The organism is Alteribacter populi (assembly GCF_002352765.1).
Lineage (GTDB): Bacteria > Bacillota > Bacilli > Bacillales > Salisediminibacteriaceae > Alteribacter > Alteribacter populi.
Genome location: NZ_KZ293963.1, coordinates 1,407,661 through 1,422,698, shown reverse-complemented (window position 1 = coordinate 1,422,698; position 15,038 = coordinate 1,407,661). Strand labels below are relative to the sequence as shown.

The 15,038-nt window shown below is 41.2% G+C and carries 17 protein-coding genes; 10 read left to right on the top strand and 7 right to left on the bottom strand.

The window, feature by feature from the left end:
* The first annotated feature begins 296 nt into the window (after nt 1-296).
* Together CDZ94_RS06915 and CDZ94_RS06910 are read left to right on the top strand one after the other, a co-directional pair.
* Nucleotides 297-1,139: a YitT family protein gene (locus CDZ94_RS06915; protein ID WP_198520821.1), complete on the top strand. Its 843-nt coding sequence runs from the start codon at nt 297-299 to the stop codon at nt 1,137-1,139.
* Nucleotides 1,140-1,209: 70 nt separating this feature from the next.
* The gene (locus tag CDZ94_RS06910; protein ID WP_096435775.1) at nt 1,210-1,716 is read left to right on the top strand and encodes a BsuPI-related putative proteinase inhibitor; all 507 of its coding nucleotides are present in this window, start codon (nt 1,210-1,212) and stop codon (nt 1,714-1,716) included.
* Nucleotides 1,717-1,836: 120 nt separating this feature from the next.
* Here CDZ94_RS06910 and CDZ94_RS06905 read toward each other — a convergent pair whose 3' ends face one another.
* Nucleotides 1,837-4,656 carry a DEAD/DEAH box helicase gene (locus tag CDZ94_RS06905; RefSeq protein ID WP_198546697.1) on the bottom strand — a complete coding sequence of 940 codons (2,820 nt, stop codon included), beginning with the start codon at nt 4,654-4,656 and terminating at the stop codon, nt 1,837-1,839.
* On the bottom strand, nt 4,640-5,593 hold the full coding sequence (locus tag CDZ94_RS21515) for a hypothetical protein (protein WP_198520823.1): 954 nt from the start codon (nt 5,591-5,593) through the stop codon (nt 4,640-4,642). Before CDZ94_RS21515 ends, CDZ94_RS06905 begins: the two co-directional genes overlap by 17 nt.
* A 153-nt stretch (nt 5,594-5,746) precedes the next feature.
* Between CDZ94_RS21515 and CDZ94_RS06900 the strand changes: the two genes are divergently transcribed.
* Together CDZ94_RS06900 and CDZ94_RS06895 are read left to right on the top strand one after the other, a co-directional pair.
* On the top strand, nt 5,747-6,346 hold the full coding sequence (locus CDZ94_RS06900; protein ID WP_096435773.1) for a hypothetical protein: 600 nt from the start codon (nt 5,747-5,749) through the stop codon (nt 6,344-6,346).
* A 186-nt stretch (nt 6,347-6,532) separates the two neighbouring features.
* The gene (locus CDZ94_RS06895; protein ID WP_096435772.1) at nt 6,533-6,802 is read left to right on the top strand and encodes a NifU N-terminal domain-containing protein; all 270 of its coding nucleotides are present in this window, start codon (nt 6,533-6,535) and stop codon (nt 6,800-6,802) included.
* A gap of 92 nt (nt 6,803-6,894) precedes the next feature.
* On the opposite strand, the gene CDZ94_RS06890 is transcribed toward CDZ94_RS06895, so the two are convergent.
* The gene (locus CDZ94_RS06890; RefSeq protein WP_096435771.1) at nt 6,895-7,464 is read right to left on the bottom strand and encodes a DUF2179 domain-containing protein; all 570 of its coding nucleotides are present in this window, start codon (nt 7,462-7,464) and stop codon (nt 6,895-6,897) included.
* Nucleotides 7,465-7,801: 337 nt separating this feature from the next.
* Between CDZ94_RS06890 and CDZ94_RS06885 the strand changes: the two genes are divergently transcribed.
* Entirely contained in the window at nt 7,802-8,572 is a 771-nt protein-coding gene (locus CDZ94_RS06885; protein WP_096435770.1) for an AzlC family ABC transporter permease, read from the top strand.
* A complete protein-coding gene (locus CDZ94_RS06880; protein ID WP_321196118.1) occupies nt 8,569-8,871 on the top strand; it encodes an AzlD domain-containing protein in 303 nt (100 codons plus the stop codon). Before CDZ94_RS06885 ends, CDZ94_RS06880 begins: the two co-directional genes overlap by 4 nt.
* A gap of 105 nt (nt 8,872-8,976) precedes the next feature.
* Here CDZ94_RS06880 and CDZ94_RS06875 read toward each other — a convergent pair whose 3' ends face one another.
* The 4 genes from CDZ94_RS06875 to CDZ94_RS06865 form a co-directional block, all read right to left on the bottom strand.
* Nucleotides 8,977-9,429: a GNAT family N-acetyltransferase gene (locus CDZ94_RS06875; RefSeq protein ID WP_096435768.1), complete on the bottom strand. Its 453-nt coding sequence runs from the start codon at nt 9,427-9,429 to the stop codon at nt 8,977-8,979.
* 222 nt (nt 9,430-9,651) lie between these two features.
* Nucleotides 9,652-9,888, bottom strand: a complete 237-nt coding sequence (locus CDZ94_RS06870) for a DUF3813 domain-containing protein (protein ID WP_096435767.1) — start codon at nt 9,886-9,888, stop codon at nt 9,652-9,654.
* 3 nt (nt 9,889-9,891) lie between these two features.
* Nucleotides 9,892-10,014, bottom strand: a complete 123-nt coding sequence (locus tag CDZ94_RS21820; protein ID WP_280951833.1) for a hypothetical protein — start codon at nt 10,012-10,014, stop codon at nt 9,892-9,894.
* A 204-nt stretch (nt 10,015-10,218) separates the two neighbouring features.
* Complete coding sequence (locus CDZ94_RS06865; protein WP_096435766.1) at nt 10,219-11,061, bottom strand: Cof-type HAD-IIB family hydrolase; 843 nt, start codon at nt 11,059-11,061, stop codon at nt 10,219-10,221.
* 232 nt (nt 11,062-11,293) lie between these two features.
* Between CDZ94_RS06865 and ctaG the strand changes: the two genes are divergently transcribed.
* From ctaG to mobB, 4 genes are all read left to right on the top strand, one after another.
* Nucleotides 11,294-12,220 carry a cytochrome c oxidase assembly factor CtaG gene (gene ctaG, locus CDZ94_RS06860; protein ID WP_232735721.1) on the top strand — a complete coding sequence of 309 codons (927 nt, stop codon included), beginning with the start codon at nt 11,294-11,296 and terminating at the stop codon, nt 12,218-12,220.
* Nucleotides 12,221-12,248: 28 nt separating this feature from the next.
* Nucleotides 12,249-12,869, top strand: coding sequence for an SCO family protein (locus CDZ94_RS06855; protein WP_096435765.1), 621 nt, complete (start codon nt 12,249-12,251; stop codon nt 12,867-12,869).
* Nucleotides 12,870-13,210: 341 nt separating this feature from the next.
* Nucleotides 13,211-14,494 (top strand): molybdopterin molybdotransferase MoeA, encoded by a 1,284-nt coding sequence (locus CDZ94_RS06850; RefSeq protein ID WP_096435764.1) that lies wholly within the window; start codon nt 13,211-13,213, stop codon nt 14,492-14,494.
* A 3-nt stretch (nt 14,495-14,497) separates the two neighbouring features.
* Nucleotides 14,498-15,034: a molybdopterin-guanine dinucleotide biosynthesis protein B gene (gene mobB / locus CDZ94_RS06845; protein ID WP_096435763.1), complete on the top strand. Its 537-nt coding sequence runs from the start codon at nt 14,498-14,500 to the stop codon at nt 15,032-15,034.
* Nucleotides 15,035-15,038 lie beyond the last annotated feature (4 nt).

Here is a 15,038-nt window from a genome sequence, read left to right as displayed (position 1 = left end):
TGCCCGCGGCATAGAAGACACCGTGAATCCGAACGAAGTGAAGGAAGAACGGATGTCGCACTTGTGCCCTAGGGTGAAAGCGTCCGCCTTGCGCTTTTCTTAATCAATAAGGCCCGAAAACAAGTCATTAGGCTACTTTACAATCACTAAGAGAAGAAGTATAATCATTGTCGCTTACATAGAAGAGGTTGGATAGATAAGAGTGAATGAACGTTTGCACAAATTTATGATGGGGAGTGAGCGGGGCCCGAACTCCGCACCCTTTTTTCTACAGAAATGAGAGGAGCCTCTAGACCATGCCGACTAATCTGAACATTCTTGAAGAGGCAAAAAAATTTACGATTACGGTTGCCTCAGCCGCACTACTAGCCATTGCACTTAATTTCTTTTTAATTCCAGCCAACGTTTTTGCTAGTGGATTTACTGGACTCGCTCAAATCATTGCTACGTTAATTCCTGTTTTATCAACAGGAATCGGCCTCCTGCTTTTAAATATCCCTGTTGCGATTCTAGGGTGGAAAAAAGTAGGGAAGAGCTTTACTTTTTATAGTTTTATTAATGTTGCAGCTACTACGTTTTTCTTAGAAGTCATTCCGGTCCAAACGATTTCAAATGATATTATCTTAAATTCTGTTTTCGGTGGTGTTATTGCTGGAATTGGCGCAGGGTTTGTACTTAAATACGGAGCCTCTTCCGGCGGTGTTGATATTTTGGCATTGATTATGGCAAAGCATAGTGACCGTCCTCTTGGCGTTTATTTCTTTATGATGAACGCGGTCATTGTTATGGCGTCAGGTTTGTTGTTTGGAATGGAAAAAGCGTTATACACTTTGCTTACACTTTATGTAACCTCGCGAATCATTGACGCTATCCATACACGTCACGTGAAACTTACTGCAATGATTGTTACGAAGAAAGCTGATGAGCTGCAGAAGGTTTTTTATGAACGTGTGGTACGAGGGGTGACCCGAATTCCTGCAAAAGGCGGGTATACAAAAGAGGACAAGGAAATAGTAATGATTGTAGTCACCCGTTACGAATTGTACCAACTACAGCAAATCATTCATGAAGTAGATCCGACAGCCTTCACGAATATTGTCCAAACAACAGGAATCTTTGGTTTGTTCAGGAAGGATTAGAGCAAGGTTGTAACATTATAATTTTCCCGTCGTCTAACTATTGTAACGAGATCATGAAGGAGGCTTTCTCTTGAAAAAGTGGATCTGGACTTTATCAATGTCAATCTTAGCCGTAAGCCTTGCTGCGTGTGGTACAGGTGACGATACAACAGAGGGTACTCCTGATCAATCGGAGGAACTAGAAGGAGACGATTACGTGACTGAACATGATTTAACCTTTACTCTTGATGTTAAAGAGGATGAGAATTCCTTGCAGTTTACGATGACTCTGGAAAATGAAAGTGACGAACCGAAACAAGTAGAATTTTCTTCTGGACAGAAGTTTGATATTACCGTAAAGGACGAGCAAGGAAATACGGTGTATCATTTTGCTGAAGGTAAAATGTTCACACAAGCTATTATCTCTGAAACGATCGAACCTGGTCAATCGCTCACACTTGAAGATACGTGGGATGCAGGAAAAGATCTTTCTGAAAAACATCTGGATATTGAAGCTGTACTCATGGTTTATGCTATTAATAATGAAGAAATAGATAAAGGAACATTTAAAGTTTCGAAGTCAGTTAGTGGTAAATAACGATTAAAATCCTCTGCTTATGATTAGCAGAGGATTTTTTTATAATTGAAGATATGCTGGTGGAAGCTAATGGTGGTTTTAATAAAAGACTGCTTGCGGTTTTTCTTATGAAGCTTTTGCTTATCTTCCGTAAAATAACGAAGCTAATTCCTTTTCGGACATTTCCCAAACAGGACGATTCGATGTTTGGAAAAGGGACTGATACATGGCCTTTTTCGTATCTAGCATCGCTTCAATGGATTCTTCTATCGTTTCTTTAGTCGTCAATGAATGAATCGTGACTTGCTTTTTCTGACCAATCCGGTAAACACGGTCTGATGCTTGTTGATCGACTGCAGGGTTCCACCAGCGATCATAATGAATCACTTCGGTGGCTCCGGTCATGTTTAACCCTGTCCCTCCTGCACGAATCGAAACGAGAAGGATAGGGGCTGTTTTTCCATTGTTAAATTTATTCACGGTTTCATACCGGTTGTTCATACTCATAGCCCCGTTTAAAAACGCAACTTCCAAATCGAAAGCTTCCTTTATCCCTTGCTGAATGAGGTAGCCCATTTTTTTATACTGTGTAAAGATGACGATCCGCTTTTTAGCGATCAGTAAATCTGCTACTTTCTCGATAAACTGGTTCCACTTTCCCGAACGTCCTGCAAGCGGTTGGCGTTCATCTAAATAGTGAGCAGGATGATTGCAAATTTGCTTCAAATGAGTCATTCCTCTAAAGAAAACACCTTTACGCTCATCCGGTGAAAGATCGTGCATCGTGTCAATAGTGTCTTCCACAACTGCTTGATAAAGGGTTCGTTGTTCTTGAGTTAAAGAAGTGTAAAGGACCGCTTCTTTTTTCTCAGGTAAATGCCATGCCAACTTCTGTTCTTGCTTTGTTCTTCTTAAAACGAACGGTTCAACCACAGTCTTCACAGAAGAGAAAGGATTTTCTTCATCCTCACCCTGCTTGCCGTCAAATCGTTTTGAAAAAGATGACAAAGTGCCTAAATACCCTTCGTTCAGCCAGTCAAAAATAGACCAAAGCTCGCCTAGGTGATTTTCCACGGGGGTACCGCTGATCGCAATTCGATGCTCACCAGCTAATTTCTTGGCACTATGCCACAATTTTGTATTTTTATTTTTTATCATTTGAGCTTCGTCAAAAATGATCGCCTCCCAATGAACAGAACAGAAGAGCTCTTCGTCTCTAAGTAATAAAGCATACGTGGTGAGGATCACATCTCCATTATGTATATCCAGCGTCTCTCGTTTTGGTTTTGCTCCGTAATAACGCGTACAGCATAAATGGGGAGCAAAAGTCTCGAATTCTCGCTTCCAGTTTTCTAAAACAGAAGTAGGACAGACGATGAGGATCGGTGAATGGGGTGATGGTTTTGTAGTTCGGGTTGCTGGCTTAATTACTGTATCGCAATAAGCGATTGCTTGTACCGTTTTTCCGAGCCCCATGTCATCAGCAAGGCAACACCCTAAACCGAGCTTACGCATAGCTGTCAACCACTTTACCCCGTCCATTTGATACGATTTTAAAATGGAAGCCCACTGTGAAGGGAGAAGCGGAGGGCTTATTTTTTTTAATTCTTGAAGCCAATGGTCAGGCATTTTCCACTCGATGAAGGCCTCTTCATTATCGGCTGGTTCTTCCTGGAGAATGGATTGTTCTGTCACTTTTCGAATAGCTTCTAACAGACTAAGCGGACGTTCCTCCCGCAGTTGGTCAATTTGTTTTAAATAGTGGGCAGCTTTTTGAAGATCCCACCTCATCCAACGGTTGTTAAATGTAATAAAGTGGCGTTGTTCCTCTACCCACTGGCGAATTTTTGCTTCTTCAACCGGTTCATTTTGCAAGGAAAAGAACCAGCTGACCGGTTGTTGGTCAGGACCTCTTTGTGTAGGGAGGGGTGTGACCTCGGCTGTTACAGAAAGGTGGAGGGTGCGCTCCCAACTTTGCGGAACGAAAACGGCAATTCCTGACTCCTCACAAACAGCTTGGTAAGAGTGAAGAAACGTGTAGATCTCCTCATCGGTTACTGATAATCGCGAATAATGAATAGTTACATCCGCTAGAACAGGGATTTTCGTCAGTGTTTCCAGATTCTTTTTTAGATAGGGAATCGGGTTTTGCAAAAACGGATGATCACCTTCGATTAGGTTACTGACTGGCAGTGTCTTTTTCGTTTGAATTTCTGTCATCATCACTTCAATCGTCCAACGGTCTGAGAAAAGGTTAGGTTCATATATGGTAAGCGATGTTTGAAAGGGTTCGAGTTCGACATACCCAAGCTTTTGTAAGCAATATTTGTATTGCGCGATCGGGAGTTCAAAAGGGTCCCCTTTGGAAAGTAATGACTCCGCCCACGAACGAACTCTTTCATCGTGATCTGTTAACAATGGTGCTACCAGGTGCCGTTTTTTTTCAATGACATGTTCAATCAGAAGATCTGTAACGATGGAAGTGGCATTATGTTGGATAAGCTCGTGTTTTTCTTCGGTTAAAATGTCGATTCCAAGTGTTGCTTTTGCCAGCAATGGAGGCTGTTTTTTAAACGCCCATGTCCCATATTGGGTCGGAATGAATTCTTCTGTTTTGACAAGGTTCTCTGTTTGTATTAAAAGAGCAACAATGTCTTCAATTTCAGCTGCAATTTGAAAGCGTCCGGATGTTGCCCAGGTTTTTAAAAGCTCAGGAAGCTGTACTAAAAGCTCGCTTGATAAGGTTACCCCATCAATTCGTTGCAGACGCCTGAAAGCTTGAGAAATGGGAAGAAGAGTTCCTGAAAAAGTAGCCTCATGGTCGAAAAAAAGTTGTTGTTTTGCGCGAAGCTGATCTTCTTTTGACAATGGAGTCATATTTTGTTCAACCCATAGAAAAATAGCAGGGCTTTCTCTTTGGAGAATCCCTCCACGGAGCTTTATGTTAAGCTGTGTCGACATAGTGTTTAAGCTCCTTTTTAAAGGAATGATAACCAGAAAAGCGAGTATACAACCCGTCAATCCAAGTATAAAAACGCTCCGGTTCAGTTGTTTGTTTATAACACGATTGTAGGGCGGGCAAGTAGGTAATGGCTTCTTGGTAATGACGCTTCGTTCTTTTTTCGACAAAACTTTCAATCCATTGGTGAAAAAAAGCAATGAGCGATGAAACATTAACGTCCGTTACATTAAGAGCCTCGATGAAACGCTGCTCTTCAAAAGAGCATTTAAGTGGATCACCTGTTTCGTTTAATAAGGTTTTAATTCCTTCACTATAGTAGTGGTGAAAGCTTAAAAATTGAAAGTACACACGTCTCGTCCCAGGGTGATGACGGCTGTTTTGAAGGAGCTGGTGAACTTTCTCTTTTAAAATCAGACGCTCATTAGGGCTTCGCTCATTAAGATAATAAGCTTTATATTTAGGGAAGTGAGGGCGAACTTGCCATTTTTCAAGCCAGAGCTCGATTTTTTGATGATTAGCTTTTTGCTCAAAGAATTCAGTTTCCTGATCATGTGCTGGAAAAAGAATCACGTCCGGAAAAAACGCTTTTATGTTTTCAATGTAGGGCCTTGCTCGTTGGTATTCTTCAGGTTTAATCCCCTGTCGAAATGTTGGGTGCTCGATTCCCTTCTGTAATAACGTGGTCAAGGCTTGTTTTCTCAAGCTAAAGTACCTTTTTCTTACTAAGTCCTGGAGAACATGTGAAAAAACAGCTAGGAATAAATAGCCGAAAGACAGGTCATCTTCGGGGTGGGAAGCTTCTTCTATTTGTGATAACGTCTCGTTCGTTTTTTCTGGTTGATTTTTAATTATGTTCAGACTGGATTGGCGAACGAGAGGAGGACAAACGATTTCTTCTATGTTCTGTATTGAAGCGAATTCGCTAATTTGCTGCAAGGTGTTACTCCCCTTTACTTGTACTAACCTTCATTTTAACGATTCTTTTCTCATCGGACAAACAAAAGAATCTGGAATTGGACTCAGAAAAGTCATTCTTTTTTTGAGGTTATGACATAGGATAACAATAAGAAAAATGAAAGGAGCGTGGTCATGAAAGACTATCGGTTTAAGGCCGAGTTTCAAGATGTTTTCGTACGAATTTCCAAACCGATGCTCAAAACGTTTATTCATAAATTGCTGTCTGCCGACTTTAGGTTAACGTGGAGGTACGAGGAAGAGACTGTGGAACTCCTTATAAAAAACGACCAAGGACAAGCGACGATCCCCATTCGCAAACAAAAAAACGCAGGAACAGCTATTGAAATGGAAGAACTCCTCATCGACATCGAAGAAGTGGCGATTCTCCTGGAGGACTTGATTACCGAGGGCAAAGGAAGAGGAATCGTCAAGACAGAAACTGACGGCTGGATCTATGTGAGTTGTTTTGATAACGGCAAAATAGTCTCTGTAATGAAAATCGGTGGAGGTGAAAAGGAAATGAGCTCGTACAGAACGATTCGCAGGCGCCAAGGACATAAGCGGGAAGTAGACCCTGAAGTGATGGATTATGTATTAGGTGCTGAAATTGACTATTCACTTATGGAGCTTTTTGAAGCGATGGAAGAAGATGACGTAGAAAAGTGTAAAGAAATAAAGCAAAAACTAAAAACCTTTGCGGATCAACGTAAACAACTCCACGAAAAAGACTAGCGATCCTTATCCGCTAAGCGCGGATTCTTTTTTGCCTTCTATTTGACTTTAACGAAAAAAAGTGAAAAGACAAGGAAACATTACATATACGTGGACAAGCTAAAAATCATCAAGGGATGTTCCTTTAATCCGCTGCACCCACATGTTATGATTAACTAAACCGAATTAGAAGGAGGATGTGTCAACATGGCCATCGAAGTAAGAGCTGAACCAACACCAAACCCAAATGCAATGAAATTAACGGCAAATCAAGTTATTTTTGAAGGATCCGGCAGCGCTTCTTTTAAACAAGGAGACAACCCTGATCACCCATTAGCAAAAGAACTTTTAACAATCGAAGGTGTCGATAACATTTTCGGCTTTCAAGATTTTGTTACAGTAAATAAAGTGCCAGACGCAGAGTGGGATACAATCCTTTCTCAAGTGGAAGAAGCATTTGGAAAAGTATACGATTAATAGTTGGAAAGCTGTCTCATAGGAGGCAGCTTTTTTTCCTTTCCATAATTAAATAAAAAAGCTCCCGTTTTAAACGGGAGCTGGGAAATAATTTATGCTGATTGACGTTCCTCTTGCTTGCGTTTCTTTTTCAAGAATTTTTCACGGCGGGTTTTCATAGCTTTGGTGATGTAGCCGCCTTTAAAGCTACGTGGTTCGTAGGAAGCTATAAACGCTTTAGGTTCATAGCCTTCGACGACTTTAATAAATTCTTTTTCACGATCACGGCGTGCGGTGCAATCCAAACGGTATCGTGTTGAATTCATTCCTTCTACGTCGCTCGTAGAAACACTAAAGCCAACTTCTCTTAGCCTGCTAATAAGGGCTTCGTTTTTCTCGGGGATATTGGCTTCTATTGTGACATAGCCGATGGCCAATTTTTCTTCAATAATCGCACCGATATAAAGACCGATACCAAAACCTAAGGCATAGGCCGCCATGTTGTAGTAATTTGATAAATCACTAAACACTAACCCTAATGCGCCAACATAAATTGCCCCTTCTAAAATACCCATGGCAGCAGCTCGTTCTTTCATGCCTTTTACCATCATAATGGTCCGTAGAGTGAGGACAGGAACAAATAACAACTGTGCAACAAAAATAATCAATGCTTGTAATAACATTTGAGATTCACCTCGCTTGTAAATTGCGTTCAGCTTAGTTTATCCTCTCAAAGCCTGTCCGTCTACCCTTATTTTTAAAATAGGCTAAAGGAATGATTTGGATCGTAAAGGATGTAAACAAAATCCTGGAAGCTTAACTTCTTCGTTGAACGTAGCACAGTTTCTTTGTAATGAATCGCATAACGTAACTCGTTTTACAAAGATTTATTGCTTTCTTATTAAATCCGCCCATAGGAGGAGAAATTTCGAATTGCGAAAAAGCTCTTGTTTATTCATTTGAGGAGGATTAAAATGGATAAAAAGATTTCCGTATTGTTGGAAAATGAGAGGTGATTGTATGGGTGTAACAGTTGTAAATAGCGATCAGGAAAACCAAGTGGGTTCGTTTCAAAAAGGGCTTTTGGACGGTCTTTCAATTGCCATAGGATATATGCCTGTAGCTGTAACGTTCGGCCTCATTGCCGGCTCAACTGGACTAACGGTAGCAGAGGCTGTTCTTATGAGCATCCTCGTTTTCGCAGGGGCTGCACAGTACATGGCCTTATCGATGATTGCACTCGGCACTGGAGCAATTGAAATCGTTCTTGCCACGTTTATTGTGAATTTGCGACACTTGTTAATGAGTGCGTCGATCAATGAACGAGCTGAAAAAGGAGACCGAAAACTCCGGGCGTTGTATGCTTTCGGGATGACCGACGAAGTGTTTGCTGTTACTTCGACGAAAAACAAGCCGATCAAAGCTTATTATATAATAGGGGTAGCAGCTATTGCGTACGTTAGCTGGGTAGGCTTTACAGCTGTCGGTTTTTACATGGGTTCCTTTCTTCCTTTAATTGTACAAGAAAGTATGGCAATCGCTCTGTATGGTTTATTTATCGCATTACTCATCCCTTCCATTAAAAAAGAAGGGAAGATGGTGCTTATTCTCGCCAGTCTTGGAGCGATATTCCATAGTGTATTCGCCTTGTTTTTATCCACAGGCTGGTCAATTATGTTTGCGACAATCCTAGCAGTTGTTCTTTATGATTGGGTGGAACACCTTCTCGGCATAAAAAATAAAGAGGAAGATCGTGACGAGGAAGAAAGGGGGCAGGCATCTTGTCAATGACAATGTTTTGGATGATTGTTGCAATGGGGGCTGTCACTTACATTCCGAGGTTGCTTCCTCTCGTTATGCTTGAAACGGAGCACTGGCCAGCTTGGGCAAAACGGATGCTCCAAAGAGTCCCTTATGCTGTTCTCGGTGCCTTAATTTTCCCTGGAATTCTCGCTGTTCATGATAACGTTTGGTTCCCGATAATAAGTGGGGGAGCTGCAGTTATTCTTGCCTATCTAGGTGCTCCATTAATTGTCGTAGTTGGGGGCGCTATTGGTGTTCTTGGTATTATGCAAATGTTTTTTTTATAGAAAACAAACGTTTGAGCCATAAAAAAGGCTGACAGAATCTAAATCTGTCAGCCTTTTTATACGTTCAAAAAAGGAATAAGTCCAGTTTTCTTAAAGGTAAAAAGTCTAAATCACTCTTCCGTATCGTTTCGAGACGATATCATAAAAACCTAGTGAATTATATAGTTTTTTCGTTGCGGCGTTGTTGATGCCTGTCTCTAATTCGATCCCTTTCAGGTCATTTTGTTCCGCCCAATGAAGGACATGAAGCAGCAATCGTTTGGCAATCCCTTTTTGACGTTCATCGCGTTTTACGTAAAGGTCGTTCAACCAAATGTAATGGCCACCTTTTTCCAAGCTGATCCCAATGTTGAAATAAGCACAGCCTATTATTTGACTGTCAGCTTCAGCGACGAAAAATTCAGCACCAGAGCGATCGGATAGGGCTAGGTCGATCGTTTTTAATAAATCTTCTTCATGAATTAGATCTCCAAGGGCATTCATCTGCTCCATCATTAATCTCATAATTGCGACGCGTGTTTTAGATGGCGTGTCTTTTGGTACTTGGTAAACTTTCATTTAATCTGGTAACCCCCTATACTCCCATACTCCTTTCATCATACATGGATATTCCTTTTTCTACTATAAGATTTTTTTAGGAAATAAAAAAGTTCGGAGTCTCTTTTGAACAGCTAAAAGAATGCAAAAAAAAATAGAGGCCATTTTCTTATGGAATGACCTCTAAGTGACTTTTCGCTGAGTAGACTTGTTTTTTGGTGTTCGTATTATTGGAATCCCCATTCACCGTCCGTGTTCTGGGGAGAAAGACTCAGTAGCATTGTAAAGTTCTTCTTGAATTTGTCCTAACTGCTCTCGTTCCGTCATTGAGGAATCGGCAAATGCTTGTGATAATGCTTGTTTCGCTAATTGAATTTGCTGGTAGGCTTCATCCAAGGTTTGAGGTGTATGTGCAGCTTCCATTGCCTCATGGGCTGCTTGAACTCTCTCGAATGCTTGCTGATAGTAACGGTTTCCCATTGGTTAGGGCCCCTTTCTCTTACTTCGTTGCTCATGCTTGTCGTTTCGTACGACTTTCTCGTTTTTAGGAGCAACGGCATCTGCACTTTGTTCAGGAAAACGTTTTGATTTTGATCGTTTACTCATTTCCTTTCCTCCTCATCAGGTTTCAAGTTTCACGATTAGATTGTGCAAATCAAGTCGATAATATGAAGGAGGTTGGATGTTGGGAATAATAAAAATCGTGTTCGCTTTGATTATAATAAAAGCGCAAGACGCCTGGAGCTAGACATCGAACGTAGGTTTTTTATAATTTCTTAGCTCTTAAAAAAAGCTGCCGGATGGCAGCTTTTATGAGGTTTCTTTTTCAGTGAGGTGATGAGGAGCGGAAAAACGAAATCGTTCCTCGAGAAATTGAGCAATGCCATCTTCTTCATTTGATACGGTTGTTTCATTGGCAAGTGATTTTAATTGTGAAATCCCATTTTCCATGGCTACACCGCACCCGGCGTACTCAATCATTTCTAAATCGTTATCTTCATCTCCGAATGCTATGACACGTTCTTGAGGGATATTAAAATAAGCGGCGATCTTTTTTAAACCGACTGCTTTGTTTACACCGCCTTTAACAACTTCAATGACATTCCATGGTGCTCCCCAAGACCGCTGTTCAGTCACTTCTGCATGAGCATCATCAATAATCGAAGCAAGTTGTTTTTCTTGTCCTTCTTCCGGATGAATGAGTAATGACGTGGGATCGGTTTGAAGTAATTGTTCTAGGTTGCCATAGTCAACAGGTGAATGGCCGAGTGTAAAAGCTTCTGCAAACCCTTTGTTTAAGTGTCTAAGGTAGTAGTCATCCATTACCTCAACCATGACGTTTTTTACTTGAAGAGCTTCACATGTTTGGATGATCGATTTCGCCGTTTGTTGGTCTAAAGGCTGATGAGAGGTTTGAAAAGTCCTGTCTTTTGGATGATGAACAAAAGCCCCATTGAAATTTACTAAAGGGGTATCTAAAAATAATTCTTGATAGTATCCTTTACTTGCCCGGTAAGGACGACCGGTGGCAATTACGACCTTGTGACCAAACTCACGTACTTTTTCTATAGCATGGCGGTTTCGCTTTGATATCATTTTTTGATCTGTCAATAGCGTGCCATCTAAGTCGATGGCAATTAGATGTTCTTTCATAATTAAACCTCCTTCATAGTCGTGGTATTTCTCGGACTTTTTAAACTTTTACTAAGTTAGTCGATTCTGTGAATTCATGATTTAACTATACTATACTCGCTACGTTCCATGTTAGAATAAGAGAGGTTTGTTTTAAATGTTTTAATAGAAGATGTTCAAACACATATGTAAAATTATGATTTTAGTATAGCATACATGTATGTATGACGACTTTGAAAAGGAGTGAAGCACGTTGAGTCAGTTTTTGGAACAGTTATTCAGTAATTTTTCAGCACGAGCTCTTTGGACTCCTGAACTGATTGTTGTACTGTTGATTATTAGTGCCGCCTATTTCTGGGTTACAGGACCGATGCGACATAAATTTGAAGATTCAGCACCCGTCTCGACTCGTAGAAAAGTATATTTTCATCTTGGCCTTGTGGCTGTGTATTTTGGATTCGGTGGCCCGTTATATTTAGTCGGACATATGATGCTTAGTATGCATATGCTTTCGATGGCCATTGTTTACCTGATTGCTCCACCGTTACTTTTATTAGGTTTACCTACTTGGTTTTTTAAACCTTTCGCCAAGGTGAAAGTAATCCGAAGCATTTTTCTCGTTTTAGGTTTCCCAATTTTAGGGCTGCTTTTATTTAATGCGATGTTTTCGATTTATCATTTGCCGATTATGTTTGATCGTTTATTAACAAATGAAGGGGCTCATAACATTTATCAGTTAGGGATGTTTTTTGCCGCATCAGTAATGTGGTGGCATTTAACGCCTCGCCTTGAAACGCGTTATGAACTTACCGAACTAAAAAAAATCGGTTATATGTTTGCAAACGGTGTGTTAATAACCCCTGCTTGTGCGTTGATCATTTTTGCCGGTACTCCACTTTATGCAACATATACAGATCCGGCAACGTGGGCAATTGCGATGGCTTATTGTTTACCAGCAGGTGCGGATATTCCATTTGAATTGTTTTCTGGGGATAATGCGTTGCCACCGCTTCTACCAGTGCACGACCAACAGCTTGGCGGAGCTTTAATGAAAGTGACTCAAGAGCTTGTATACGGTATTGCGATCGGATACATCTTTAAGCAATGGATGAAAAGAGACCGTTCGGATAATGCAAAATCGAAATATAAAGAATATGACATGGTGCAAACGCAGCAATAATTGCAGATTGAGAAAGAGAGAGGATATTATGAAGAAAAGTTCCTTAGTAGGTGTAATTTCTATGTTCATACTGCTAACAGGATGCGGCTTTTTGTATTCAGATCCTTCGGTAGATTCAGATGCGATTATTGATTTGACCGAAGCTGATCGGGATGAAGGCTATTGGGAAATGGTTGATTTTGAGGCCGTTAACCAAGATGGGGAAACGGTGACCAATGATGACTTGGATGGCACATATTGGTTAGCGAAAACGATCTTTACTCGTTGTCCAACGGTTTGTATGACGATGACACCTAACATGGTAGAAGTCCAAGAAGCAATGGACAGCGAAGGTATTGAAGATGTGCAAATTGTTTCGTTTACTGTGGATCCTGAATTTGATACGCCAGAACGCCTAAAGGATTATGGGGAATCTTACGGAGCTCATTTTGATAATTGGCACTTCCTTACGGGCTATGAGCCTGAAATGATTGAAGAAATTGCCGAGTACGGAATGAGGGCCAATATTATCCCAACAGAAAATGATATTATGCACCCAATTCGTTTTTTCTTGTTTAATGAAGAGGGAGAAACAGTTCGTATGTATAGTGGTGAAGAGGGTTTTGATCTTGATGCCATCATTGCAGATTTGGAATACTTAGGTTTATAGCATTTGTAACGAGGAAAGGGTGAAACCTTCCTCGTTTTTATTTACTCTGAGGGAGCGGCGTGCGGATTACTGCTCTTCACGAGTCAAAATGCAGAACTTACGAGCTGAAATTTGTGTTTTATCGGCGACTTTGAACATTTTATCAGCGGAAATCTGTACTATATCGGCGAAATCAGAATTCATGAGTCAAAGTGTAGAATTGACGAGCCGAAGTGCAGAACTTATGAGCCAAAATGCAGGACCTACGCGCCAACCTCCCTTCAAAGTTCTACAAATGATTGGAACGACTTTGTATTCTTGATAAAATAGAATCATGTACATAGAAAAGGGTGTGAGAGACGATGGTTGAAAAACGAACACCGATCCCAGTTCCAGAAGCCCAAAAAAGAGTGATGAAAAATAGGAGAACAGGACCAAAGGAATGGGTATCAATCAACGACGCCGATGGAAGGGTTTTGGCTGAATCGATTTATGCTGATCATGATATCCCTCCTTTTGATAAATCTCCTTTAGACGGATTTGCCGTTCAAAGTGAGGATACTAAACGCGCGACTAGCGAAGCGCCGGTTTATTTAGAAGTAATTGAAACCGTCGGAGCAGGTCACGTTGCTAAGCCTGTAACTAAACCAGGTCAGGCGGTAAGAGTCATGACGGGGACGATGATTCCTGAAGGTTGTGATGCGATAGTCATGTTTGAACTGACGAACGAAGTGGAACGAAACGGGAAGACGATGATCGAAATCAAGCGTCCCTTTAAAGCAGGAGATTTTGTTTCATTTAAAGGGGAAGAGACGAAAAAAGGGGATCCTCTGGTCACAGCGGGAACGAAAGTAAATCCTGGAGTGAAGGCATTACTTGCTACTTTTGGTTATCCGAAGGTTCCGGTTATTAGAAAGCCGGTTGTGGGTATTTTTGCGACAGGGAGTGAATTACTTGAGGTTGAAGAACCGATGGAACCTGGAAAGATCCGTAACAGCAACGCTTATATGGTTTCAGCACAAGTGATGGACGCTGGCGGGGAGGCGCGTTATTACGGGAAGCTTGCCGATGATTTTGATCAATGTTTTGAAGCCGTTTCGAATGCCCTTGATGAAGTAGATATTTTAATTACGACTGGTGGGGTGTCGGTTGGTGATTTTGATTATCTGCCGGCCATTTATAGTAAACTTGGTGCAACGACGCTTTTTAATAAAATTGCGATGCGGCCTGGAAGTGTAACTACGGTTGCTGAATTAAATGGGAAATTACTGTTTGGACTTTCAGGAAATCCGTCTGCTTGTTTTGTTGGCTTTGAACTATACACTCGGCCGTGGATTCAGTCGTACTTAGCATCTAATGTGCCTTACTTACAGCAAACGACCGCTACGCTTCAAAAGGATTTTCCAAAACCGAACCCGTTCACTCGCTTTATTCGCAGTAGGATTGAGTTCAGCGAAGGACGTGTATTCACAGAACCTGTAGGCTTGGATAAATCGCAAACGGTGACGTCACTTGCTCATGCCAATGCTCTTACTGTCGTGCCAGGTGGAACGAGAGGGTTTCAAAAGGGAGATCAAGTTGATGTCTTATTACTTCAAAGTGAAGGATCCTCACAGCCTATTAAGCTTCCCGAAAAGGAATCATAAGCAATGGGCAAGCCAATAGTTATTCAAGTGACGGGGTACTCGAATAGTGGAAAAACGACGCTTGTTTCGCAATGGATCAAGTACCTCAATGACAAGGGACTTCAAGTGAGTGTAATTAAGCATCACGGTCATAGTGGAGAGCCACTTGTTGTTGGGGACGAGGGAAAAGACAGCGAAAGCTTTAGGCGTGCAGGTGCAACTGACTCACTCGTAGTTTCAGATACTGAATTTCACTGGATTGGTGGTCTTGCAAAAAAGCCGTCTTTATCAACACTCATTTCCTGGGTGTCTGATACGGATCCAGATGTTATTTTAGTGGAAGGGTTTAAAATGGAAAGGTACCCGAAAATTGTCTTGGTCCGTGACTGGCAAGATCGTTTGCTTATAGAAGAAAGTTCGAACGTAAACGTCATTGTATGCTGGCGAGAGGAAGATCGCCGCTTTTTTCAAACAAAAGGGTATGAAGCATTTATGATTAACAATTGGCTTTCTGAAATAGATAATGTTACAGGGATTTTTAAGGTTAATGGAGAGGTGTGAGCAG

Excerpts from the sequence above, each read along its gene's own strand:
- CDZ94_RS06850 (WP_096435764.1), top strand. The coding sequence starts at position 13,211 with ATGGTTGAAAAACGAACACCGATCCCAGTTCCAGAAGCCCAAAAAAGA.
- CDZ94_RS06880 (WP_321196118.1), top strand. The coding sequence starts at position 8,569 with ATGACAATGTTTTGGATGATTGTTGCAATGGGGGCTGTCACTTACATT.
- CDZ94_RS06885 (WP_096435770.1), top strand. The coding sequence starts at position 7,802 with ATGGGTGTAACAGTTGTAAATAGCGATCAGGAAAACCAAGTGGGTTCG.
- CDZ94_RS06865 (WP_096435766.1), bottom strand. The coding sequence starts at position 11,061 with ATGAAAGAACATCTAATTGCCATCGACTTAGATGGCACGCTATTGACA.
- CDZ94_RS06915 (WP_198520821.1), top strand. The coding sequence starts at position 297 with ATGCCGACTAATCTGAACATTCTTGAAGAGGCAAAAAAATTTACGATT.
- CDZ94_RS06895 (WP_096435772.1), top strand. The coding sequence starts at position 6,533 with ATGGCCATCGAAGTAAGAGCTGAACCAACACCAAACCCAAATGCAATG.
- CDZ94_RS06890 (WP_096435771.1), bottom strand. The coding sequence starts at position 7,464 with ATGTTATTACAAGCATTGATTATTTTTGTTGCACAGTTGTTATTTGTT.
- CDZ94_RS21820 (WP_280951833.1), bottom strand. The coding sequence starts at position 10,014 with ATGAGTAAACGATCAAAATCAAAACGTTTTCCTGAACAAAGTGCAGAT.
- CDZ94_RS06855 (WP_096435765.1), top strand. The coding sequence starts at position 12,249 with ATGAAGAAAAGTTCCTTAGTAGGTGTAATTTCTATGTTCATACTGCTA.
- mobB (WP_096435763.1), top strand. The coding sequence starts at position 14,498 with ATGGGCAAGCCAATAGTTATTCAAGTGACGGGGTACTCGAATAGTGGA.
- CDZ94_RS06900 (WP_096435773.1), top strand. The coding sequence starts at position 5,747 with ATGAAAGACTATCGGTTTAAGGCCGAGTTTCAAGATGTTTTCGTACGA.
- CDZ94_RS06905 (WP_198546697.1), bottom strand. The coding sequence starts at position 4,656 with ATGTCGACACAGCTTAACATAAAGCTCCGTGGAGGGATTCTCCAAAGA.
- CDZ94_RS06870 (WP_096435767.1), bottom strand. The coding sequence starts at position 9,888 with ATGGGAAACCGTTACTATCAGCAAGCATTCGAGAGAGTTCAAGCAGCC.
- CDZ94_RS06875 (WP_096435768.1), bottom strand. The coding sequence starts at position 9,429 with ATGAAAGTTTACCAAGTACCAAAAGACACGCCATCTAAAACACGCGTC.